At 71.5% G+C, this 20,863-nt stretch carries 19 protein-coding genes; 11 read left to right on the top strand and 8 right to left on the bottom strand.

Translation table 11 applies throughout. From position 1 onward, the window contains the following. Nucleotides 1-21: 21 nt before the first annotated feature. Both AC4H2H_RS09190 and AC4H2H_RS09185 read right to left on the bottom strand, forming a co-directional pair. Complete coding sequence (locus tag AC4H2H_RS09190) at nucleotides 22-903, bottom strand: glycosyltransferase family 2 protein (RefSeq protein WP_494370504.1); 882 nt, start codon at nucleotides 901-903, stop codon at nucleotides 22-24. Next, nucleotides 900-1,418: a GtrA family protein gene (locus AC4H2H_RS09185; protein ID WP_494370503.1), complete on the bottom strand. Its 519-nt coding sequence runs from the start codon at nucleotides 1,416-1,418 to the stop codon at nucleotides 900-902. The genes AC4H2H_RS09190 and AC4H2H_RS09185 overlap by 4 nt, the downstream gene beginning before the upstream one ends. A gap of 126 nt (nucleotides 1,419-1,544) precedes the next feature. Here AC4H2H_RS09185 and AC4H2H_RS09180 point away from each other — a divergent pair, with 126 nt between their 5' ends. From AC4H2H_RS09180 to AC4H2H_RS09165, 4 genes are all read left to right on the top strand, one after another. Beyond that, nucleotides 1,545-2,549, top strand: coding sequence for a glycosyltransferase (locus AC4H2H_RS09180; RefSeq protein WP_494370502.1), 1,005 nt, complete (start codon nucleotides 1,545-1,547; stop codon nucleotides 2,547-2,549). Continuing rightward, nucleotides 2,546-3,502: an NAD-dependent epimerase/dehydratase family protein gene (locus tag AC4H2H_RS09175; protein WP_494370501.1), complete on the top strand. Its 957-nt coding sequence runs from the start codon at nucleotides 2,546-2,548 to the stop codon at nucleotides 3,500-3,502. Before AC4H2H_RS09180 ends, AC4H2H_RS09175 begins: the two co-directional genes overlap by 4 nt. A gap of 63 nt (nucleotides 3,503-3,565) precedes the next feature. Next, nucleotides 3,566-4,561, top strand: coding sequence for a dTDP-glucose 4,6-dehydratase (rfbB, locus tag AC4H2H_RS09170; protein ID WP_494370500.1), 996 nt, complete (start codon nucleotides 3,566-3,568; stop codon nucleotides 4,559-4,561). Between the two features lie 131 nt (nucleotides 4,562-4,692). After that, nucleotides 4,693-5,406, top strand: coding sequence for an N-acetylmuramoyl-L-alanine amidase (locus AC4H2H_RS09165; protein ID WP_494370499.1), 714 nt, complete (start codon nucleotides 4,693-4,695; stop codon nucleotides 5,404-5,406). 39 nt (nucleotides 5,407-5,445) lie between these two features. Here AC4H2H_RS09165 and AC4H2H_RS09160 read toward each other — a convergent pair whose 3' ends face one another. Next, nucleotides 5,446-6,648: an extracellular solute-binding protein gene (locus tag AC4H2H_RS09160; RefSeq protein ID WP_494370498.1), complete on the bottom strand. Its 1,203-nt coding sequence runs from the start codon at nucleotides 6,646-6,648 to the stop codon at nucleotides 5,446-5,448. Between the two features lie 171 nt (nucleotides 6,649-6,819). Between AC4H2H_RS09160 and AC4H2H_RS09155 the strand changes: the two genes are divergently transcribed. Continuing rightward, entirely contained in the window at nucleotides 6,820-8,766 is a 1,947-nt protein-coding gene (locus AC4H2H_RS09155; RefSeq protein ID WP_494370497.1) for a DUF7657 domain-containing protein, read from the top strand. Between the two features lie 71 nt (nucleotides 8,767-8,837). Beyond that, nucleotides 8,838-10,052, top strand: coding sequence for a hypothetical protein (locus AC4H2H_RS09150; protein ID WP_494370496.1), 1,215 nt, complete (start codon nucleotides 8,838-8,840; stop codon nucleotides 10,050-10,052). Between the two features lie 18 nt (nucleotides 10,053-10,070). Here the strand turns inward: AC4H2H_RS09150 and AC4H2H_RS09145 are convergent, their stop codons facing one another. After that, nucleotides 10,071-10,952 (bottom strand): glycosyltransferase family 2 protein, encoded by an 882-nt coding sequence (locus tag AC4H2H_RS09145; RefSeq protein ID WP_494370495.1) that lies wholly within the window; start codon nucleotides 10,950-10,952, stop codon nucleotides 10,071-10,073. Nucleotides 10,953-11,067: 115 nt separating this feature from the next. Between AC4H2H_RS09145 and AC4H2H_RS09140 the strand changes: the two genes are divergently transcribed. Together AC4H2H_RS09140 and AC4H2H_RS09135 are read left to right on the top strand one after the other, a co-directional pair. Next, a complete protein-coding gene (locus AC4H2H_RS09140) occupies nucleotides 11,068-11,811 on the top strand; it encodes a glycosyltransferase family 2 protein (protein WP_494370494.1) in 744 nt (247 codons plus the stop codon). Continuing rightward, on the top strand, nucleotides 11,808-12,173 hold the full coding sequence (locus AC4H2H_RS09135) for a DUF2304 domain-containing protein (RefSeq protein WP_494370493.1): 366 nt from the start codon (nucleotides 11,808-11,810) through the stop codon (nucleotides 12,171-12,173). Before AC4H2H_RS09140 ends, AC4H2H_RS09135 begins: the two co-directional genes overlap by 4 nt. Nucleotides 12,174-12,230: 57 nt before the next feature. Here AC4H2H_RS09135 and AC4H2H_RS09130 read toward each other — a convergent pair whose 3' ends face one another. Further along, entirely contained in the window at nucleotides 12,231-12,863 is a 633-nt protein-coding gene (locus AC4H2H_RS09130; protein ID WP_494370492.1) for a dTDP-4-dehydrorhamnose 3,5-epimerase family protein, read from the bottom strand. Nucleotides 12,864-12,971: 108 nt separating this feature from the next. Between AC4H2H_RS09130 and rfbD the strand changes: the two genes are divergently transcribed. Further along, nucleotides 12,972-13,829 (top strand): dTDP-4-dehydrorhamnose reductase, encoded by an 858-nt coding sequence (gene rfbD / locus AC4H2H_RS09125; RefSeq protein WP_494370491.1) that lies wholly within the window; start codon nucleotides 12,972-12,974, stop codon nucleotides 13,827-13,829. Nucleotides 13,830-13,881: 52 nt separating this feature from the next. On the opposite strand, the gene rfbA is transcribed toward rfbD, so the two are convergent. The 3 genes from rfbA to AC4H2H_RS09110 form a co-directional block, all read right to left on the bottom strand. Continuing rightward, complete coding sequence (gene rfbA / locus AC4H2H_RS09120; protein WP_494370490.1) at nucleotides 13,882-14,745, bottom strand: glucose-1-phosphate thymidylyltransferase RfbA; 864 nt, start codon at nucleotides 14,743-14,745, stop codon at nucleotides 13,882-13,884. A 65-nt stretch (nucleotides 14,746-14,810) separates the two neighbouring features. Then, nucleotides 14,811-15,473 carry a class I SAM-dependent methyltransferase gene (locus AC4H2H_RS09115; RefSeq protein ID WP_494370489.1) on the bottom strand — a complete coding sequence of 221 codons (663 nt, stop codon included), beginning with the start codon at nucleotides 15,471-15,473 and terminating at the stop codon, nucleotides 14,811-14,813. Nucleotides 15,474-16,056: 583 nt separating this feature from the next. Further along, nucleotides 16,057-16,875 (bottom strand): TIGR03089 family protein, encoded by an 819-nt coding sequence (locus tag AC4H2H_RS09110; protein WP_494370488.1) that lies wholly within the window; start codon nucleotides 16,873-16,875, stop codon nucleotides 16,057-16,059. Nucleotides 16,876-17,054: 179 nt separating this feature from the next. Here AC4H2H_RS09110 and AC4H2H_RS09105 point away from each other — a divergent pair, with 179 nt between their 5' ends. Then, nucleotides 17,055-17,384: a WhiB family transcriptional regulator gene (locus AC4H2H_RS09105; RefSeq protein WP_494370561.1), complete on the top strand. Its 330-nt coding sequence runs from the start codon at nucleotides 17,055-17,057 to the stop codon at nucleotides 17,382-17,384. 84 nt (nucleotides 17,385-17,468) lie between these two features. Beyond that, nucleotides 17,469-20,861, top strand: coding sequence for a glycosyltransferase (locus AC4H2H_RS09100; RefSeq protein WP_494370487.1), 3,393 nt, complete (start codon nucleotides 17,469-17,471; stop codon nucleotides 20,859-20,861). The last annotated feature ends 2 nt before the right edge of the window (nucleotides 20,862-20,863 follow it).

Raw genomic sequence — 20,863 nt, 5'->3', positions numbered from 1 at the left:
GGCCGTTCCCCGTCCGGCGGTTCAGCGGGTCTGGTCGGTGGCGTCGGCGGCCTTGGACGTCGTCGACCCCGCCGGACGCATTCGGCGACCCAGCGCGAGATAGGCCGCGCGACGCTGCAGGGCGACGATCTTGGCGAGGCGGTCACCTCGCCGCACGTCGCGCTCCGTGATCGCCTCGGGAGCTAGTCCGCGCGCGATGCGGTGGAAATCTGCTGCCTCCGCGGCCTGCTGCTTCATGAGGCGGACCGACCACTGGCTCGCGCTGACGCGGAAGGACGCGAGCGACTCGCGCAGGGCGACGACGTCTCCCTGCGCCATGACGTGGGCGTAGGTCCCGGCGTCGATGTAGTAACGCAGGTCCTGCCACCAGCCGGCACGACGCAGCGCGTCCGTGCGCATGAGCACGCACGCGGGCTCACCGAAGATGTTCGTGCCGGAGCGCACCGTCGCCCGCAAGGCCTGTGCGCCGTCGACGACGCCGTCGAGGTTCCCCAGTCCTCGCGATCGGACGAAGACGTCGCCCCGCGCGTCGACGAGGTCGCGCTGGGAGGCGACGAGGACGGCGTCCGGTCCCGCCGCATCCAGGGCTGCGACCTGCTCGGCGAGCATGCTCGGGTGGATGAGGTCGTCACCGCACACAAGCTTGATGAGCTCGCCCTGCGCGAACTCGCTCACCCGGTTCCAGTTCCGCCGGGCGCCGCCTCCCGCCTCGGTGCGGACGAGCTGGACGCGGGGGTCCCCGACGAACGCCTGCAGCTGCTCCCACGTGTCGTCGGTCGAGGAGTGGTCCGAGACGACGAGCTCGAAGTCCGCGAAGGTCTGGTCGAGAACAGAGCGTACGGTCGCGGCGATGTAGTCGCCGTTGTTGTACGAGGGGACGACGACCGAGACTCGAGGGCTCACGCGGGAGCGTCCTTCCTGTCGGGAAACGGATATGTGCTTGCTCGGGCCGGGTCGGCAGGCTCCTTCGTCGGCTTCTTGCGCCGGAAGGAGAATCCCTTGTGCCCGAAGTAGCTGATGAGCGCGGTGACGCACGTGATGAGGAGCTGGGCGGGGATCGGTGCGAACCCCATGACCTCGACGACGAACGGGAGCGCAAGGATGTTGATCCCGAGTGCGCTGAGGTTCACCAGCTCGAAGCGTGCGAGGTCGAGCCAGAGGTGCCCGGTGACTCGGAACACGAACTTGCGGTACAGCACGAAGGCGCAGAGCACCGCGGCGACGTGGGCGCACACGAGGCTCGCCATGTAGCCGAACCTGCCGAGCTCGTCGCGCAGCAACATCTCGAAGAACACGAACCACGCCGTGCCGATCAGTGTGTTGACGCCGCCGACGAGGAGGAAGGCGACCCGCTGGTCCTTGACGATCGTGAAGAGAGGGCCGAGAGTCCCGTGCATCCCCGCGGGCGGGGCTGGCATCGACGGCCGGGGTTCGTCCGTCGTCGCAGGCTCCGGGTCCATGACCATCGGTGCGGGTCCTCATCTCGAAGCTCGGCGTGCCCGAAGCGGACGGGCGGCGACAACCCAACGACTATAGTCTCCAGCGTGACGAACGAAGACCTTGACGGCGGCCTTCACACGATCTCCGTCGTCGTTCCCGTGTACCAGGGTGAGCGCACGCTCCCGGCCCTCATCGAGGAGATCGAGCGGCTCTGCGAGCCCTTCACGACGCCGGCAGGCGCACGGGCGCAGGTCGCCGAGGTCCTGCTGGTCTTCGACCACGGCCCGGACGGCTCTGCTGCCGTCATCCGGGATCTCGCCGAGAAGTTCGACGTCGTCCGCCCAGTGTGGCTGAGCCGCAACTTCGGTCAGCACGCCGCGACGCTGGCCGGTATGGCGTCGTCCGGTGGGGACTGGATCGTCACGCTGGACGAGGACGGGCAGCACGACCCCGCGGACATGGGCGGCATGCTCGATGCCGCGCTGGCGACGCGCGCGACGGTCGTCTATGCGGCACCGACGAACGAGCCGCCGCACTCGGCGTTCCGGAACGTGACCTCCAAGGCCGCCAAGCGCGTGATCGAGGCGCTGGCGGGCGGTACCGACACGTCGCTCTACCAGAGCTACCGTCTCGTCCTCGGCGAGATCGGGCGGTCCGTCGCGGCGTACGCGGGGCCCAGCGTCTACCTGGACGTCGCGCTCGGCTGGGTCGCGGGGACGGTCACGACGGCGCCCGTCACGCTGCGGGACGAGGGCGAGCGTCGCTCGGGCTACTCGTTGCGTCGCCTCTTGTCGCACTTCTGGCGCATGGTGCTCTCCAGCGGCACGCGAGGGCTGCGGATCGTCAGCGTCGTCGGCGCCGGCTTCGGGGTGGCAGGCGTCGTCGTCGCGATCGTGCTCGCGATCGCACGCCTCGCCGGCGAGACCGTCCCGGCAGGATGGACGTCGCTCATCGTCGTCATGCTCCTGGCCACGGGGCTCATCCTCTTCGCGATCGGGGTGGTCGCCGAGTACATCGGCGTCGCCGTGAACATGGCGATGGGCAGACCCCTCTACCTCATCGTGAGCGACCCCGACCAGGGCCCGCTCGGGCGTGCCCGCGGTCGATGACACGCGAGCGGAGGGCGATCCTCGTCGTCGGTGCGGGCGGGTTGCTCGGCAAGGCGGTCGTGCGCGAGGTCTCCCGGCGCGGCGCGCCGTGCGTGCGTGCGCGGGTCCGATGGGCCCAGCGCGAGTCCGTGCTCGACGAGCTGGGGAGCGCGGTCCACGAGCTCATGCGCGCCGCTGACGGGGGCGCATGGGGGATCGTGTGGTCCGCCGGTGCAGGAGTCACGGCGTCGACGTCCGACGCGCTCGACGCCGAGCTGGACGTCATCCGGGGATTCGTGGAGTTGCTCCGATCGCTTCCGGACGACGTCGCGCGCCGCGGGTCCGTTCTCTTCGCCTCGTCGGCCGGAGGGATCTACTCCGGCAGCTCAGGTCCGCCGTTCACCGAGGAGAGCGAGCCCCGCCCGCTCGCGGCCTACGGCCGCGCAAAGCTCGACGCGGAGGACCGGTTTCGCGAGCTTGCGGTCGTAGGGACTCGTGTGGTCCTGGCGCGGATCGCCAACATCTACGGCCCGGGCCAGAATCTCGCGAAGCCGCAAGGGCTTATCTCGCAGCTGTGCCTGGCGCACTACACGGCCAGACCGATCGGCATCTACGTCCCGCTCGACACGCTGCGCGACTACGTCTTCGTCGACGACTGCGCCGCAATGGTGCTGGACGCCCTCGAGCGTGTCGACGAACTCGTCCCGGGTGCTGACGCGGTCGTGAAGATCCTCGCGTCGCAACAGTCCGTCTCGATCGCGACGCTGCTCGGTGAGATGCGCCGGATCTACAAGCGTCGCCCTCAGGCGGTGCTCGCCGCCTCTCCCTTCACCTCGCGCCAGGCGGCTGATCTGCGATTCCGGTCGCGCACGTGGCCGGAGATGGACCGCAGGTCGCTCGTCCCTCTGCCTGTCGGTATCGCTGCGACCGGTGCGGACATCGGCATGGCGCTTCGCGTCCGGTCGCGAGATTGACGCGCTCGAACGTCGTCTAGAGTTGTCGGTCGGCCGCACGTTGACATGGCGAGGAGTAGCACGATGAAGATGCTGGTGACCGGCGGAGCGGGGTTTATCGGTTCGAACTTCGTCCACCAATCCGTCCGTGAGCGACCCGATGTCGAGATCACCGTTCTCGACGCGCTCACCTACGCCGGGGACGAGGCATCGCTCGAACCCGCCGACGGCTCGGTACAGCTCGTCAAGGGGACCATCACGGATCGAGCGCTCGTCGACGACCTCGTTCGTGACTCGGACGTCGTCGTCCACTTCGCCGCCGAGTCCCACAACGACAACTCGCTCGACGACCCGACCCCGTTCGTCGAGACGAACGTCGTCGGGACGTTCACTCTTCTCGAGGCCGTCCGCCGGCACGGCGTCCGGTTCCACCACGTGTCGACGGACGAGGTCTACGGCGACCTCGAGCTCGACGACCCGGCGAAGTTCACCCCGAGCACCCCCTACAACCCGTCGAGCCCGTACTCCTCGACCAAGGCGGCGAGCGACCTGCTCGTCCGGGCATGGGTCCGGTCGTTCGGCGTCGAGGCGACCATCTCGAACTGCTCGAACAACTACGGCCCGTACCAGCACGTCGAGAAGTTCATCCCGCGTCAGGTCACCAACCTGATCGACGGCGTGCGGCCACGGCTCTACGGTGCAGGGCAGAACGTCCGCGACTGGATCCACGTCGAGGACCACAATACGGCGGTGTGGCGGATCATCGAGGCCGGCCGGCCGGGGGAGACCTACCTCATCGGTGCGGACGGCGAGCGGAACAACCGCGAGGTCGTCGAGACGCTGCTCGAGATCTTCGGTCGACCCGCCGACGACCTGGACCTCGTCGCGGACCGACCCGGTCACGACATGCGCTACGCGATCGACGCGTCGAAGCTCCGCGAGGAGCTGGGCTGGACGCCTCGGTACACGGACTTCCGCTCCGGGCTCGAGGCGACGGTCGAGTGGTATCGGGCCAACGAGGCATGGTGGCGGCCTCGCAAGGCCGCGGTCGAGGCGAAGTACGCCGCGACGGGTCAGTGACGCCGAGCGCCCCCGTCGACCACGCCGGCGGAGGGCGCCCGCGCCGCGCGTTGCTCCGCGCGCGGAGCCCGGGCCGCCTGTAGCCTCGCGGAGGAGGAGGTCCGATGGCCCGTTACCCAGGTGCTCACTGGATGCCGATCTCGAACAACGTCGGCGGCGTCCGGACACGGACGCGAGCGGTCGTGCTGCACGTCGACGCCGGTGGGGCCGAGTCGCTGTACGGGTGGTTCAACAACCCCGCGGCGCTGGCGTCGAGCCACTTCTACGTCACCTACTCCGGCCGGGTCGAGCAGTACGTGGACACCGACCGCGTCGCCTGGACCCAGCGCGAGGGAAACGCGAGCTGCATCGGGATCGAGACGCAGGGCCGGGGTGACGGCGCCTGGACCGCGGCGCAGCTGTCCGCGCTGGCACCGCTGATCGTGTGGCTCTGCCAGTACTACAGCCTGCCGATCAGCGACATGAGGACTTCCCACCCCGAGGCGGTCGGGGTGGGGATGCACCGCTACGGAAACGAACCCTGGCGCGTGCCGAACGGTGAGGTCTGGGGGCCGACGGGCAAGGTCTGCCCGGGTGATCTGAGGGTGGGCCAGTTCGGTGGCCTGCTGGACTCGGCACGCCGGCTTCCCCCGCCTCTGCGGGACTGGAGAGGAGACGAGATGGCCATCATCTACCGGGCAGCGGGAGAGCGGACCCCATACGGGGTCTTCGGGCACAACGGGGGGTGGGTCGAGCTGAGCTCACGCGCGGAGTACAACAACCTGGTCCAGGCGGGCGTACCGGTCGTCTGGGTCGAGCGGTGGACGCTCAAGAACCTCATCGCGGACGCGCGCGCGAACTCGTAGGTCGTTCCCACCGCCCGGTCGCACCGCGGCCGGGTGCGGTCACGACGTCCCGAGAAGCGAGTCGACGAGCCGTGCCGACGACTCCTGAGCCGTGGCCGCGTCCGTACCGCCCGCGGCGGCGGCGAGGGGAGCCCTGACCGCATCTCCCGTGGTGCCCGCGACGAGCGAGCGGTCGTCCTCGGGTGCCCGCCCGGTGTCGGCGCCGACCGGGGGCCCGGCCAGCGCGCCGCCGGTGGCGAGCGACGCGACCGGGACGCCGGCGTCGTCGTCCGTCGCAGCGGTGCCCCGCGCGGTGGCCCACTCGACGAACGCCTGTGCGGCAGCGGGATCGGCCGCGCGGCGAGCGACACCGATGCTCCACGTGGGCAGGTCGCAGACGACCCTCCCGTCGGGACCCGCGGGGACGGGGAGGCGTCGGATGGCGACCTCGGCACCGGCTCGCGACCGGATCGCCGGCTCGAGGTCGCCCTCCGCCACGAGCATCCCGGCACCGCCTGCCACGAACTGGGCCACCGCGTCGTCGGGCGGCAGGAGAGAGGCCCCGCCCGCGGCGCAGTCGCGCAGGAGCTGCCCCAGGTACGAGAACATGGCGCCTGACGCGACCGAGCCGAGCACCGACCTCCCGTTCTCGGCGACGGCCCCGCCGAACGAGTACAGCACGGGGGTGAGCACCGCGAGCTCGTCGCTCATCACCACGCCGGCGCGGGTTCCCGGGAGGTTGAGGCGGAAGGCCGCGGCGTAGAGGTCGTCGAACGTGTCGAGCCGGACCTCGCCGAGCTCGTGCAGCAGGCTCTCATGGACGAAGAGCGCGGGCGCTCCGTGCGCGACGGGGACCCCGAGCCGGGACCTCTCGGCCGCGGCGGCGACGAGAGGAGGGGCGTCCGGACCGGCCTCGAGCGATGCCGCGGACTCCGGCCGCAGAACGCCCGCGGTGAGGAGCAGGTCCTCCTCGCCGAGGGTCCGGTACATGATCACGTCCGCCTCCGTGGTCCCCTGGGAGAGCAGGCCGCCCGGCGACGTGTCGACCTCGGTCAGGGACGCCGTCGTCCCCGCCGGTCCCGTGAACCGGTCGAGGTCCTGCCGGAGCGTGTCGGTCCAGGGGTGACGGACGGCGAGGACGCGCACGCCCGCGCGGGCACCGGTCGCGGCGGCGGCCGGGGCTGGCGTCGGGACGACGGCGTCCAGGGTCGCGGCCCCCAGGGTGGCGGCGACGACGAACGTCCTACGGGTCAGCTCCGCCACGTGGTCCTCCCAGATCCGCACGATTAGCCCACCACGAGCACGATACCTCCGCGGGGCACTGTTGCCCGGTGAGCGCGGCGCCCAGGCGCGGTCGGCTGTGCGAAACTCTTCTGGCTCGCGGCGTGTCACGCCCGAACCTGTCTTCCGCCCCACGAGGAGCTGATCCGATCCATGAGCCGTCACGCAGACCCACGTCGTGCAGGGCGATGGCTGGTCCGGGACGACCGATGGCTGATGCTCGTGGTGCTCGCGCTGTTCGCCGGCCTCGTCCTCGCGGGCGTGACGTCGTCGTCGATGGGGATCGGGCACCTCACCCAGGAGGGCTCGAGCGAAGAGGTCACGCAGGTCGGGACGCCGCGCGCCATCCGGTCCGACGAGTACAACGCGAACACGCCGATCGACCTGTCGATCATGACGACCCACGACGAGCCGACGCTCAGCCCGCTCGGTGCCGACGCGGGACTCGTCCAGCGATACTCCTCGGGCGGCTTCTTCTCGACCGTGACGTTCTTCGACGCCACCCTGCTCAAGGCGGCGGGAGTGCTGCCGGACGCGACGGTGTTCGCGCTCCGGTGGTGGAGCCCCGTCGTCCTCCTCCTAGTCTCGCTGCCGGTGTGGTTCCACGCGCTGGGCTACTCCAGGCGTCTGGGGTGGCTCGCCGCCTTCCTCGTCGTGCTCTCGCCGGCCGTCGCCTGGTGGTCGATGATCCCGGTGCGGGCGTTCGCCTACACGGCGGCGGGGTGCGCCCTCATGGCCTGTGCCTATCACCGGTTCGCCAGAGGGCAGCGCGTCGTGCCCGTCCTGCTGTCCGTCCTGGGCGGGATCCTCGTCGCCGGGATGCCGTCGTACTACGTGCCGTGGTCCATCGTGCTGGGGCTGCCGGTGCTCGTCTCCACGACCCTCTGGGTCATGACGCGCCGTGGGTCCTGGCGCCCGCGGCTTCTGGCGACCGGGATCACGGGCGGGACGGCCGTCGTGTTCGGCCTGGGCACGTTGTGGGAGTTCCGCGACAGCATCTCGGCGCTCCTCAGCACGGTCTATCCCGGCGCACGCCGATCCGGCCCGGAGGCGCAGCCGTACCAGCTCCTGTTCGGCGCCCCGGGCCTCGGGCCGCTCCAGTTCGGGGATCCCACGGGGACCAACGCGAGCGAGCTCTCGACGTCGTTCACGGTCGCGTTCGTGTGCGTCGCCGTGCTCGTGGTGGCGCACCGCGCGCTGCGGCCGCGGGCGATCGGACCCGTGGTCTGGACCTTCGTCGCCTTCTCCGTCGTGTGGCTCGGGTGGGTCACCGTGTCGCTGTACGGGGCGGGCTCGCGCATCCCGATCCTCAGCAGCGTCCCCGCGGTCCGTGCCGCCCAGGTCGTGGGCATCCTGGGGATCCTGCTCGTGTGCCTCGCGTTGTCCCGGCTGCCCCGTTCCAACCTCAGGGTCGCGCTGACCGTCGGTGCGGTCGCGGGAGCGGTGACCGTCTACGCCGTCTCGCTCCTGCGCCAGACCTACCTGCCCGGGGCGAGCGCGTGGACGATCGTCGGTGCCGCGCTCGGCGTCGCCGTCGTCGCCACGCTCGTGACGCGCTTCCCCGACCGATGGTGGGCGATCGGTGTGGCCGTCCTCCTCGCGGCGGTGCCGGTGTACCGCGCGAACCCGCTGCTCCTCGGCCTTGCTGACCTGCGCGGCTCCGACACATCGGAGTACTTCGCCGCAGAGGGCGAGCGGGCTCGCGCAGAAGGTGCACTCTGGGTGAGTGACTCCGGCGTCCTCGGGCCTGTCATGCTCGCGAACGGGGTGCCTGCGTTGTCCGGCCTGCAGCGGTCTGGCCCCGTCGTCGAGGAGTGGCTGCGCATCGACCCGGAGCGGGAGTTCGAGGAGGCGTGGAACCGGGGTGGCGGGTATCTGGGTTTCACGCTTGCACCCGGGCAGGAAACTGACGTGGCGACCGACGGCTTCGACCAGATCTGGGTCCGGATCGACCCGTGCGTCCTGGCCGAGACGTTTCCTGAGCTCTCTAAGGTCGCCTCTGGCCAGGAGCTCGACGTCCCGTGCCTCGCCCACGACACTACGGTGCGTTGGGCGGGCACCGACTTCGCGGTCTACGACGTTGTCCGGGAAGACTTGTGAGCGACCCAACGGCCCGGGACGTCGTGCCCCCCCAGCGTGGTAGCCGGCGCCCTCTCGGCCGACGTTCGAGCGTGCGCATCACCGCGGCTTCCGTCGCCGGCGCCGTGGCGGGCTACGTGCTCCTCGCGATCGGGGCGCGCACCCTGACGCTCGAGGACAACGCGCTGTTCGTGACGTTCTGGGCGGCGCTCCTGACGACCTACGGCGTCCTCACCGGTGTCGGGACCGAGACGGCCCGTGGTGTCGCACAGGCGTCGCTCGACGGACCGAGAGGGTTCAGGGCGCCCCGCGTCGCGACCACGGCCGGGATCGTGGCCGTCTTCGTCCTCATGGCCCTGATGGCGACGGCGACCTGGTGGGGGAGTGCGATCTTCGGCCCGGGGCATGTCTCGCTCGCGTTCGTGGTCGCGGTGTCGGCGTCCGCGTACGCCGTCGAGGCCTCGCTCATGGGCGCGCTGTCGGGTCGGGGGAGCTGGGACGCGTACGCAGGTGTCATCGCCCTCGAGGCTCTGGGGCGCGTCGTGATGGTGACGCTCGTGAGCATCTGGCTCTCCGGCGTGGTGACTCTGGCGGCTGCTGCGGGAGCCGCGGCGACCGCCTGGGTCGTGATGCTCGCCGTCTCGCCTGCGTCCCGTGCTGCGTTGCGCTCTCGGGTCGACGCGAGAGCGACCGCGTTCCTGAGCCGTGCGGCGGTCGCGGCCATCGCGTCGGGAGCAAGTGCCGTGCTCCTCGTGGGGTTCCCCGTCCTCACGTCGCTCACTACGACGGCCGCGGTCTACGCGACCGCCGCGCCGCTCATGCTGGCCATCTCCCTGACGCGCGCTCCGATCATGGTCCCGCTGACCTCGTTCCAGAGCGTGATCGTGGCGCACTTCGTCCGGGAGCGGCACGGAGCCGGGAGGCTCTTCCTGCGGGTCGCGGGCGTGCTTCTGCTCGCTGGAGCGCTCGGGGGAACCCTGGCGTACTTCGTGGGACCTCCGCTCATGCAGGTCTTGTTCGGTCCCGACTACCGGGTCGGGGGAGCCGAGCTGGGCGCGATGACGTTCGCGTCGGCGGGCACGGCGCTCCTGACGATCAGCGCCGCACTCTGCCAGGCCCTCAAGCGTCACGGGCTCTTCGTCGCCGGGTGGCTCGTCGCGCTCGCGGTCTCGATCGTCGTCCTGATCAGCGGCTGGGACATGACCGTCCGGGTCGTCACCGCGCTCCTCGTGGGACCGTACTTCGGACTGGTGGTCCACCTCGTCGGACTTCGCAAGGCGCTCTCCGGGCGTTCCGACGCCGGCTGACGGATCGGTTGCAGGTCCCTACTGGAACGCGTGCCGCACCAGCTCGCGCGCGAAGCGCCCGTCTCGCGCCTTTGCGGCCTCGGGCAGCAGGGTCAGGGCGTGGACCCGAGACGTGAGGTGCATCCTGGACGCGCGTGCGGCCCGGTGCCATCCTCGTCGGGCGAGGTGCCGAGCCGTCTCGTCGAAGTACCGACGCTCGCCACGAAAGCGTTCGCCGCTGCGGAAGTCCGAGGAGACGCTCTCCGCGTGCCTGCGGTACGAGAAGACCTCGTCCGGCACGAGCGCGAGGGTCGCCCCGCGGTCGAGGAGGTCCACGATGAGCGCGAGATCGAGGATGATGCGGTACTCGTCCCGGAAGTCGACCGCCTGGACCGTCGTCGTCCGGAACGCGAGCGACGGCCAGTAGAGCCAGTCGCCGTGGAGCAGCGAGGCGGCGAGCGGCTCACCGGACAAGGGGCCCGGGAGCCGCTCCCACCGGGCGCGCATCGCGGCCTTGACGCGGTCGGCCAAGGGGCGGTGCGGGCGCGAGGACGCATCGATGACCCGAACGCCGGGCTGCACGATGTCCACGTCCGGGTGCCGCCGCGCGGTCTCCTGGACGGTGGCCACGTACTCGGGACCGAGGACGTCGTCACAGCCCATGACGATGACGTAGTCGGAGGTGGCCGACCTGACCGCCCGGCGGAAGTTCTCGATGAGGCCGACGTTCTCGTCGTTCCTGCGGTACGAGACACGAGGATCGTCGATGCCCTGCACGAAGCGTGCCGGCCCAGGGTCCGGGTAGGCGTCGTCGATGACGAGCAGGGTCCAGTCGGGCGAAGTCTGAGCGAGGACCGAGCGAACCGCCTCCTCGAGGAGTGCGGGGTCGCCCCAGTACGGGATCACGACGTCGATCTGCACTACGGCTCCTTCGATATGGACGGCGGTCCGGCTCGCGCGGGACGGGCGACGGTCCGGACCGTACCTGCTCGGCAGGCGTCCACGCCAACCCGCCGGAATGGATAGACTCGCGCCCATGCCATCGCCTTCTCCACGCGGCCTGCTGCTGATCATTCCCGCGTGGAACGAGCAGGAGGCGCTTCCCGGCGTCTTGCGCGAGGTTCGGGAGGTGCTGCCGGACGCTGACGTCGTCGTCGTGAACGACGGCTCGTCCGACCACACCGCGGACGTGGCGGCGCGCTGCGGCGTGGAGGTGCTCGACCTCCCCGCGAACCTGGGCGTCGGGGGTGCGATGCGGGCCGGGTACAAGTTCGCCCTCCGGCGAGGATACGAGCACGCGGTCCAGCTCGATGCCGACGGCCAGCACGACCCGCGCGAGGTGGTCTCGCTGCTGCGGCGCATGGAGGAATCCGCTGCAGACGTCGTGATCGGTGCTCGGTTCGCGGGCGTCGGGACCTACACCGCCCGGGGCCCCCGCAGGTGGTCGATGCGGCTGCTCTCCGCCGTGCTCTCACGGGTGACGCGGACCAGACTGACCGACACGACGTCGGGGTTCAAGGCGAGCAACCGACGGGCGATCCGACTCTTCGCGTCCAACTACCCTGCCGAGTACCTCGGCGACACCGTGGAAGCGCTGGTCATCGCGACTCGTGCCGGGCTGCGGATCGAGCAGCAGGGTGTCGAGATGCGACCGCGCGCTGCCGGGACCCCCTCGCACGGTCCTTTCCGTGCCGGGGTGTTCCTCCTCCGGGCCGTCGTCGCTCTCGTCGTCGCGCTCACTCGACCGACCGAACCACTGGAGCCGGAGCCTCTCGCGTGACCGCCTATCTCTTCGCGGCCCTCGTCGCCGTCGTTCTCGTCGTCTCGATGCTCTCCCTGCTCCGACGTCGACGCGTGAGCGAGAAGTACGCGGGCATCTGGATCGTGCTTGCACTCGCGGTCGTCGTGCTCGTGCTCTTCCCGGGTCTCGCCTTCGCCCTCGCCGGGATCGTCGGCGTCGCGACGCCGATCAACCTCGTGTTCGTCATCGCTCTCGTGGTCCTGCTCCTGGTGTGCATCCAGCTGAGCGTCAGCCTCACAGCGATCGAGGACCGCAACCGGACGCTGACGGAGGAGATCGCCTTGCTGCGGCACGAGGTGGGCGAGCTGCGCGAGCGTGCGAGCGAGCCCACCGACGGCTGAGGAGCCCGGACGGCCCGGGGCCGAGCAGCCGTCGACCCCGGGCGCACCCGCCCGCCTTCAGTCCTGTCGGTCGCGCAGGCCGATGGAGGCGACGAAGGCCGTCGCCGCGTCGTACGTGGGCAGCAGGCCTGCCGCGGCCGCGTCTTCCAACGTCGGTGCCGTGGCGTCCTTCGCCGAGACCTCGTACGTGAGCGGACGCCCGTCCCGACCTTCCGTCGGCCAGTCGACGGCGACCGTGGGGTCGTGCGGGGTGATGCCGTGCTCCCGTCCGGGAGCGTACGGAGCCGAACAGAGGTAGGTGACCACCGAGCCGTCCTCGAGGGAGAGGAAGGCGTGCCCCAGGCCTTCGGAAAGGAACACCGCGCGCCGGTCGACGTCGTCGAGCAGCACCGCGTCCCACTGGCCGAAGGTCGGCGACCCGACGCGGACGTCGACGACGACGTCGAGGACGGCGCCGTTGGCGCACGTCACGTACTTCGCCTGGCTCGGCGGCACGTCGGCGAAGTGAACTCCTCGGAGCGTCCCTCGTGTCGAGATCGACATGTTGGCCTGGCGGAGGTCGAGCGACCGACCGGTGGCCCCTTCGAACACGGTGGCCTTGAACAGCTCGAGGAAGACGCCACGGTCGTCGCCGTGCTGGCGGGGAGTGAGCTCCCAGGCGCCGTCGATCGAGAGTGCGCGTACGTCCATTCGATTCTCCTTCTGATCGGGACCCGGCCACACTACCCGTCCGGGGGCACCGGCTATCCTTCACGAGGCACGCGCCGAAGGGGCCGGGCAGACGTGAAGGAGAAGCCGATGGCAGGTGGGGCCCGGTGGTTGGTGACCGGCGCGAACGGGATGCTGGGCCAGGACCTGGTCTCGGCGCTCACTGCGGCAGGCCGCGCGGTGCGCGGTGTCGCCCGGGACGAGCTCGACGTGACTGATCACGAGGCCTGCCTGCGGGCGGTCCGGGATGCCGACGTGGTCGTGAACTGCGCCGCCTGGACGGCGGTCGATGAGGCGGAGTCGCGCGAGCCGGCCGCCTTCGCCGTCAATGCCGTCGGTGCGGCCAACATCGCGCGCGCGGCCCGGGAGCAGGGCGTCCTCATGGTCCAGATCTCGACCGATTACGTCTTCGCCGGAGACGGGACCGCGCCCTTTGCCGAGGACGCGCCGGTCCTGCCGATCTCGGCGTACGGCCGTACGAAGGCCGCGGGCGAGTGGGCGGTCCTCGCGGCGGACCCCCGGAACGTGGTCGTCCGCACTGCGTGGCTCTACGGCGCAGGTGGTCCGAACTTCGCATCCACGATGGTCCGGCTCGTCCGCGAGCGCGGTGCGGTCTCCGTGGTGGACGACCAGCACGGCCAGCCCACGTGGACGGCGGACCTCGCCGACCTCGTCCTCCGGCTCGTCGACGCCGGCGCGCCTGGCGGCATCTACCACGGGACGTCGAGCGGCGCGACGACGTGGTTCGAGTTCGCGCGAGCTGCCATCGCGTCCGCCGGCCTCGACGCGGCGGCCGTCACGCCGACGACGAGCGCGGCGTTCGCGCGACCGGCACCGCGACCTTGCTACTCGGTGCTCGGGCACGACGCCCTGCGCGCCGCCGGGGTCGAGCCGATCGGGCCGTGGGACGAGCGTTGGGCGGCGGCGGCCGGTTCGGTCGTGGGGTGAACGCGGGACGGCGGATGAACGTCGCAGAGCGCCGCGTGCCGCCCGTTGTCGCTCACTCGTCGAGGAGGCCCAGGAGATAGGAGCCGTAGCCGGACTTCACGAGCGCCTCCGCTCGCGATCGCAGCCCGTTGTCGTCGAGGAACCCGCGCCGCCACGCGACCTCTTCGGGCGACCCGATCTTGAGGCCCTGACGATTCTCGATCGTCCGCACGTAGTCCGACGCCTCGAGCAGAGAATCGAACGTGCCGGTGTCGAGCCACGCCGTACCCCGGGGGAGGACCTCGACGTGCAGGCGCCCCTGGCGAAGGTATTCGCGGTTCACGTCAGTGATCTCGTACTCTCCGCGTGCGGACGGGTGCAGGGACTTGGCGATCTCGACGACGTCGTTGTCATAGAAGTACAGGCCGGGGACCGCAAAGTTGGACTTCGGTGCCGTCGGCTTCTCCTCCAGCGACAGGGCCTTTCCGGCGTCGTCGAACTCGACCACCCCGTACGCGGTGGGGTCCGAGACGCGGTAGGCGAACACCGCGCCACCTTCGATGTCGCCGAACCGGACCAGCTGCGCGCCGAGACCCGGCCCGTAGAAGATGTTGTCCCCCAGGACGAGGGCAACCGAGTTGTCGCCCACGAACTCCTCACCGAGGACGAAGGCCTGGGCGAGACCGTTCGGCTCGGGCTGGACCGCGTACTCGATCGAGATGCCGAACTGGGAGCCGTCGCCGAGCAGTCGTCGGAACTGCTCCGCATCGTGGGGCGTCGTGATGACGAGTACATCCTGGATCCCCGCGAGGATCAGCGTCGAGAGCGGGTAGTAGATCATCGGTTTGTCGTAGACGGGCACGAGCTGCTTGCTCACACCGAGCGTGATGGGGTGCAACCGGGTCCCGGAGCCGCCGGCGAGAATGATTCCGCGCATGTGCGAGATCCTCTCATGGCGGGAAAGACTCCTGGGCGGCGGCGACCGGCTTCGAGGCCGCTCCCTCAGGACGGCACGGTCGCCGCGACGGCGAACTCGTTGTAGATGAAGATCTTGCCGGCGGCGCGCGGGAGCGGGAAGGACAGGGAACGTGTGACGGTAAGTCCCAGATCTCGGCACATCGCGGCGATCCGGTCGCCGTTCACGAAGTCGGTATGCGAAGCGTCGCTCGCGTAGCCGCGCTCCTGCGGACAGATCACGACGACCTGCGCACCGGGAGCTGCGTAGCGGAGATACTGGCTCATGAAGTCCTTCTGGCTTCCCGGTTCCAGGTGCTCGAGCACATGGGCGACCAGGATCCCGGCGAAGGCCGCGTCGAGCGGCGGCGTGAGCGCCTCGAGCTCGTCCGGCAGATAAGCCTCGAGCCCTCTCGCGCGGCAGAAGTCCACGGAGCTGGGGTTGTGGTCGACCCCGATGCTCCCCGGCGCCAGGTTGCGCAGGTTCCTTCCGATCCCGCACCCGACGTCGAGCGTCCGTCGGTGACCGAGCAGCCGACGGAGGTTCCAGCGGTAGGGAGCCTGGACATCGAGGAGCCGCTTCCAGCGCGCGCCCTCGAGTTCTTCCAGCCTCTCGGCGTACTCGGGCGACGTCGTGTCTCGTAGACCTTCGGGACCGGGTGCACGCGCCGGATCCTGCCGATCGGTGGGATCGGGCTCTCGTCCTGCCATGATGCTCCTCCCGGCCCGTGGCCTCCCACGGGCGAGCGCTGACCGTGAACCCCCCGAGCCTGGCGGTAACTGAGCGTAAAGGCAACAACCTGCGGCCGGTTCTTGAGCAGTTGTCGACACTCGTGGTGACGCGCTACGTTCCGCGCGTCGGATCGGCTGCTCCGCCGAGCTCGGAGAACCCGTGCGACTGAGTCTCGCCAGGCTCGCCCGTCACGCCGCTCTCACGCTGTCGCTCCCCCCTGGGCCTCGGCCGGCATCTACGGGACGGTCCACGGGCTCACGTCCGCGGAGCGGGTGCTGATCACCGGACGAGAATCGGGTCACGGAAAGGTGCTTCCCCGACGGAACCTTCGGATTTCGCCGCCCGGTGACCCCGGGCGGAGTGGCAACACGAAACCGACCGACCGGCCTCCTCCGGGCGACTCGACCGGTTTGTCCGGTTCTCCGGTTCCCCCGACATGTCTATAAAGTTCTTCGCCGGTTCCACCGTCTCACGTCGGACCAGTGGGCCGCTGCCGGCTACCCGACGCCTACGCTGCACACAGCCGGCGCGGCATCATCACCTGGTAGACCGACGTCGCAGTCAGACGACGAGCAGTGCGCCGTCGATCCGTTCCTCGGCGTGGCGCCGCTCGACGTCCTGTCTGGCGGTCTGGTTCGTCAGGACCAGCGACCCGTCGGTCGCCCAGATCCCGACCGCTGTGCGCACGGTGCCGGCAACGGTTCTGCCCTCGACGAGCCATCGCCGTGGTGCGGCGAGTTCCGTCCCGGTCGCGCTGACGAGCTCGTCGACTGCCCGGGTGACGAGCTCGCCGTGCGTCTGCGGGACCCCGTCCGTCGCGGGGGAGGTCGCGTCGAGCTCGGGGACCCAGACCACCTGGTCGCCGTACGTCATGACGGCCGACGCCGCGTCGATGGCGCCGGGCGGGAGGTCGCCGTCGAAGCGGCGCGCGAGCGCGGGGAGCGCGACGGCGACGATGTCGGCGCCCGTGCCCGTCCACGCGGTGGGCCGGTTCGTCACGACGGTGTCGGGACTCTCGGCGCGTTCCTTGTCGCCCGGTGACGGGTCGCCCGGCGCGGTCGGTTCCACGAGGACGGCGGTCGCGCCGACGCGCCACACGGCGAGCGCCCAGACGATCGTCCGCCAATGCACGGTGAGGTCGAGAACGACGCGAGTTCCGGGCCCGGCGTCGAATTCTTCGACGAGAAGGTTGGTGGTCTTGTTGACCCAGTTCTCGAGCACCGCGCCGGACAGCTCGACCCGCTCGCCGTCGTCGCCGTACCACGTGAGCCGCGGTCGACTAGGGTCTCGCGTGATGAGACGCAGCAGGTCAGCGACGTGGGACGGACGGTTGCCGCGGGCTCCGGCGTCGGACGCTCCGGCATGGGGAGTGGTCACCATGGACACCACCCTAGAGGTGCTGATAGCGCTACCCGACATGTCGGAATTTCACCCCGCACCTCCTCGGCGCTATCACATTTCGGCTTGACGTCCGCGGATGACACGCGTGTAATTTCCTCAATGCAGTTTCCTGCGGGTTCTCGGCACGGGGTCTCGCGAACGGCATGAAGGGGCGCACGATGTGGAACATCCTGGAAGGAACGGGAGGGGCTTTCCCCTCCGACGCTGAACGAGAGGTGGAGCGCGTGGCACCGGTGCTGCCGCTCTTCGGCGAGCCGGTCGACGACTCGCTCATGGGGTGGCAGGAGCGGGCGCTCTGCGCCCAGACGGACCCGGAGGCGTTCTTCCCGGAGAAGGGCGGCTCCACCCGCGAGGCGAAGAAGGTCTGCACGGGCTGCGAGGTCCGCTCGGAGTGCCTCGAGTACGCGCTGGAGAACGACGAGCGGTTCGGCATCTGGGGCGGGCTCTCCGAGCGCGAGCGCCGCAAGCTCAAGCGCCGGGTCGTCTGACCCTCCTCCTCGCGCGACACCCCGCCACACCGGGGAACGCAAATACCGGGTCCTGCGCGGTCGCCGTCGCATGATCGACGGGACATGACTTCCTCCGACCTCACCACGCCCGCGCGCACCGCACGGCCCGGCGACCTCACGCCCGCCGCCGCGGCGCGAGCCGCGGCGGTGCCCGGCGTCGTCCCGGCCCCGGACGTCGTCGCGACGGTCACGGGGGCGCTGCCGACCGTGACGACCGTGACCGCCGTCGTCGTCACGCGCGGCAGGACGCCGTTCCTCGCGCACACGCTGGCCGCGGTGCGCGCCCAGACCGCGAGCCCGCACGCCGTCGTCGTGGTCGACGCGGCGACCGGCGACGCAACGCGCGAGCACCAAGGTCTCCAGCTCGGGGAGGCGCGCTTCGTGGCCGCCCCCCGCGCGCGCTCGTTCGGCGACGCGGTCGACGCGGCCCTCGCGAGCGTCGACCCCGGGACGTGGCTCTGGCTCCTGCACGACGACTCCGCGCCCGCGCCCGACGCGCTCGCCGAGCTCCTGCGCGCCGTCGAGCACTCGAACGCGGTCGCCGTCGCGGGTCCCAAGCAGGAGCGCTGGGATCCGGGTGCGGGCGCCGAGCCCGCCGCGCCGTTCGAGCCGGGCACGACGAGCCGCCTCGTCGAGGTCGGCGTCACGACGACGCCGCTCGGGCGGCGCATGACGGGCATCGACGACGACGAGATCGACCAGGGCCAGCACGACGCGCGCGACGACGTCCTCGGCGTCGGCCTCGCGGGTGCGCTCGTGCGGCGCACGGTGTGGCAAGAGCTCGGCGGGACCGACCCCGAGTACGGACCGTTCGGCGACGGGCTTGACCTGTCCCGACGCGCCCGTCTGGCCGGGCACCGCGTGATCGTCGTACCGTCCGCCGTCGTGCGTCACGTCCAGGCCTCGCTCCTCGGCCTGCGGGACCGCCGCCGCGGTGCCAGCGGGCTCCCGCACCCGGACCCCGACACCTCGTACGTCGCGCGCCGCCGCTCCCAGCTCCACGCCCGCCTCGTCGGTGTCGCGCTCCCGTGGCTCCCCCTCGTCGCGCTCGCCATGGTGCTCGGCGCGCCGTTCCACGCGATGTACCGGCTGCTGGTCAAGCAGCCGGGGCACGCGCGCGACGAGCTGCTCGCGCCGTTGTGGGCGCTCGTGCGCGTCGGTGCCGTCGTGCGCGCCCGCCGGTCGGCACGCCGCACCCGACGGCGGCCGCGGAGCACGCTGCGTCCGCTGCGCGGCACGTGGCGCGAGGTGCTCGCCGAGCGTCGGGATCGCCGTCTGGCACGCGCCGAGCGGCGACGGACGGCGTGGGCCCCGACGGACATCGAGCGGCGCGAGCTGCGCGCGCTCGCGCTGCGCCGCCGGGCCGGGCTCGCGGCGGCGGTCGTCGTGCTCGTGGCATTCACCGGTGTCGTCTTCGGACCGCTCGTGGGTGCGCTGCTCGCGGGGGGACGGCTCGTCGGCGGCGCGCTCCTGCCGGCGACCGGCACGCTCGGGGACGTGTGGCGGGCCGCGACGACCGGCTGGGTGACGACGGACCTGGGCGCGCCGGCGCCCGCGGACCCGTTCGTCCTCGCCCTCGTGCCTACCTCGCTCCTCGCGGGTGGCGCGACCCAGACGGCCGTGAACGTCCTCCTCCCGGCGTGCTTCCTCTCCGCGGGACTCGGCGCGTGGTTCGCCTCGGGGGCGCTCACGCGCTCGATCCCGGCGCGCGCGTGGGCGACGCTCGTCTGGTCCGCCGCGCCCGTCCTGCTCGGCGCCGTGAGCGCGGGTCGGCTCGGCGCCGTCCTCGTGCACGCGACCCTGCCGTGGCTCGCGCTCGCCGTGGTGCGTGCGCTCGGTCTGCAGCGCGTCGACGCCGTCGCGCCGCCCACGCCGGACGCCGCCCCGAGGCCTGAGCGCCGCGAGCCAGGCTCGCTCGCGGCGGCCGCGACCGCGGGGCTGCTCCTCGCCGTCGCCGTCGCCGGCGCGCCGGTGCTGCTGCCGGTCGTCGTCCTCGCACTGGGCGTCGTGGCGCTCGGAGTCCGCGCGCACCGTCGTTACCTCGTCCTGGTCCCGGTGCCGGCCGTCGTCCTCTTCGCGCCGTTCCTCGTGCACGTGGCGCGCACGTGGTCCGACGGCGGCTGGCGGCTCCTCCTGGCCGACCCCGGTGCGCCGGTGGCGTCGTCCGCGGCAGACCCCTGGCAGCAGCTCCTCGGCCTGCCCACGGATCCCGGCGCATGGTTCGGTCTCGACGGCGCTGGGACGGTCGACCTGCTGGCCCGCTGGGCGCCGTTCGTCGCGGGAGGGGTCGTCGTGGTCCTCGCCCTGCTCGCCGTCCTGCGAGGCCGGCGCCTCGCGGTCGGCGCGTGGTTCGTCGCGGCGCTCGGCCTGACGGCCGCCCTCCTCGCGGGCTCGACGACGGTCGCGGCGGGGTCGAGCGCCGGTGCGCCGGTCACGGGCTGGCCCGGTGCCGGCCTGTCGGTCGTGCTCCTCGCGCTGCTCGGCGCGGCCCTCGTCGGCATACCGCGGCTCCCCGGTCGCGACGCACCGGCCTGGCGCACGGGCGGCGCCGTCGCGCTCACGCTCGTCGTCACGCTCCTGCCGCTCGGCGCCGCGGCGTCCTGGACGGCGGAGGTCCTCGACCGCGACGACGCGCAGGTCGGGCAGGTGCGCGCGACCACCGGGTCGGTCGTCCCCCCGGTCGGGCGCCAGATGCAGACGTCCCCGCGGCAGGCCCGGGTCCTGAGCCTCGAGCTCGGCCCCGACGGCGTGGTGGAGTACGCGGCGCTGCGCTCCGACGGCCCGCAGGCGGTCGACTCCTCGGTCGTCGTGCACGGGTGGCAGGCCGAGGATCCCGGCGCGACGGAGGGGGACCTGCCGCGGATCGTCGCGGAGCTGACCTCCGGGTCCGCGCCGGACGTGGCCGACGGTCTCGGGCGGCTCGGTGTCGGTGCAGTGCTCCTGCCCGCCACGTCCGTCGTCGACCAGGCGTACGCGGAACTCGTCGCGCGGCTCGACACGGTTCCCGGGCTCGAGCGCATGACGGAAGGTCGGTCGGGCCTGATCTGGCGGGTCGCACCCGGCGGCGCCGAGCCGGCCTACGCGCGCGTCGAGCCCGACGGCCTCTCGCAGGGCACCGGGCAGGCGGTCGCGGCAGAGCCGCTCGACGCGGACCGTGACGCGCTGCGTCCGGTGGACACCGAGGTGGAGCCGGGCGGCGACGAGCGTGTCGTGGTGCTCGCGGAGAACGCGTCGTCGGGGTGGCGCGCGACGCTCGACGACCGTGCGCTCGACGCCGTCGACCCGGCGACGACCGGCGGCCTGCAGGCTTTCGTGCTGGGCGCCGACGGGGGCCGGCTCGAGGTGTTCCACGCGGCCGACCACCGCTCGGGATGGATGACGGTCGCAGGGGTGACCCTGCTCGTGTACGTGCTGCTCGCGGTGCCGGTCCGGCGCCGGCGGGCGGGGACGAGGTAGTC

This window comes from Cellulosimicrobium sp. BMG9.22, from assembly GCF_059159975.1.
This window is presented reverse-complemented; position numbering and strand designations above follow the sequence as displayed.

What these genes read in the sequence shown, in the direction of transcription:
- AC4H2H_RS09185 (WP_494370503.1), bottom strand. Translation starts at nt 1,418, where the DNA reads ATGCCAGCCCCGCCCGCGGGGATGCACGGGACTCTCGGCCCTCTCTTC.
- AC4H2H_RS09175 (WP_494370501.1), top strand. Translation starts at nt 2,546, where the DNA reads ATGACACGCGAGCGGAGGGCGATCCTCGTCGTCGGTGCGGGCGGGTTG.
- rfbB (WP_494370500.1), top strand. Translation starts at nt 3,566, where the DNA reads ATGAAGATGCTGGTGACCGGCGGAGCGGGGTTTATCGGTTCGAACTTC.
- AC4H2H_RS09165 (WP_494370499.1), top strand. Translation starts at nt 4,693, where the DNA reads ATGCCGATCTCGAACAACGTCGGCGGCGTCCGGACACGGACGCGAGCG.
- AC4H2H_RS09155 (WP_494370497.1), top strand. Translation starts at nt 6,820, where the DNA reads ATGAGCCGTCACGCAGACCCACGTCGTGCAGGGCGATGGCTGGTCCGG.
- AC4H2H_RS09140 (WP_494370494.1), top strand. Translation starts at nt 11,068, where the DNA reads ATGCCATCGCCTTCTCCACGCGGCCTGCTGCTGATCATTCCCGCGTGG.
- AC4H2H_RS09130 (WP_494370492.1), bottom strand. Translation starts at nt 12,863, where the DNA reads ATGGACGTACGCGCACTCTCGATCGACGGCGCCTGGGAGCTCACTCCC.
- rfbD (WP_494370491.1), top strand. Translation starts at nt 12,972, where the DNA reads ATGGCAGGTGGGGCCCGGTGGTTGGTGACCGGCGCGAACGGGATGCTG.
- rfbA (WP_494370490.1), bottom strand. Translation starts at nt 14,745, where the DNA reads ATGCGCGGAATCATTCTCGCCGGCGGCTCCGGGACCCGGTTGCACCCC.
- AC4H2H_RS09115 (WP_494370489.1), bottom strand. Translation starts at nt 15,473, where the DNA reads ATGGCAGGACGAGAGCCCGATCCCACCGATCGGCAGGATCCGGCGCGT.
- AC4H2H_RS09110 (WP_494370488.1), bottom strand. Translation starts at nt 16,875, where the DNA reads ATGGTGACCACTCCCCATGCCGGAGCGTCCGACGCCGGAGCCCGCGGC.
- AC4H2H_RS09105 (WP_494370561.1), top strand. Translation starts at nt 17,055, where the DNA reads ATGTGGAACATCCTGGAAGGAACGGGAGGGGCTTTCCCCTCCGACGCT.
- AC4H2H_RS09100 (WP_494370487.1), top strand. Translation starts at nt 17,469, where the DNA reads ATGACTTCCTCCGACCTCACCACGCCCGCGCGCACCGCACGGCCCGGC.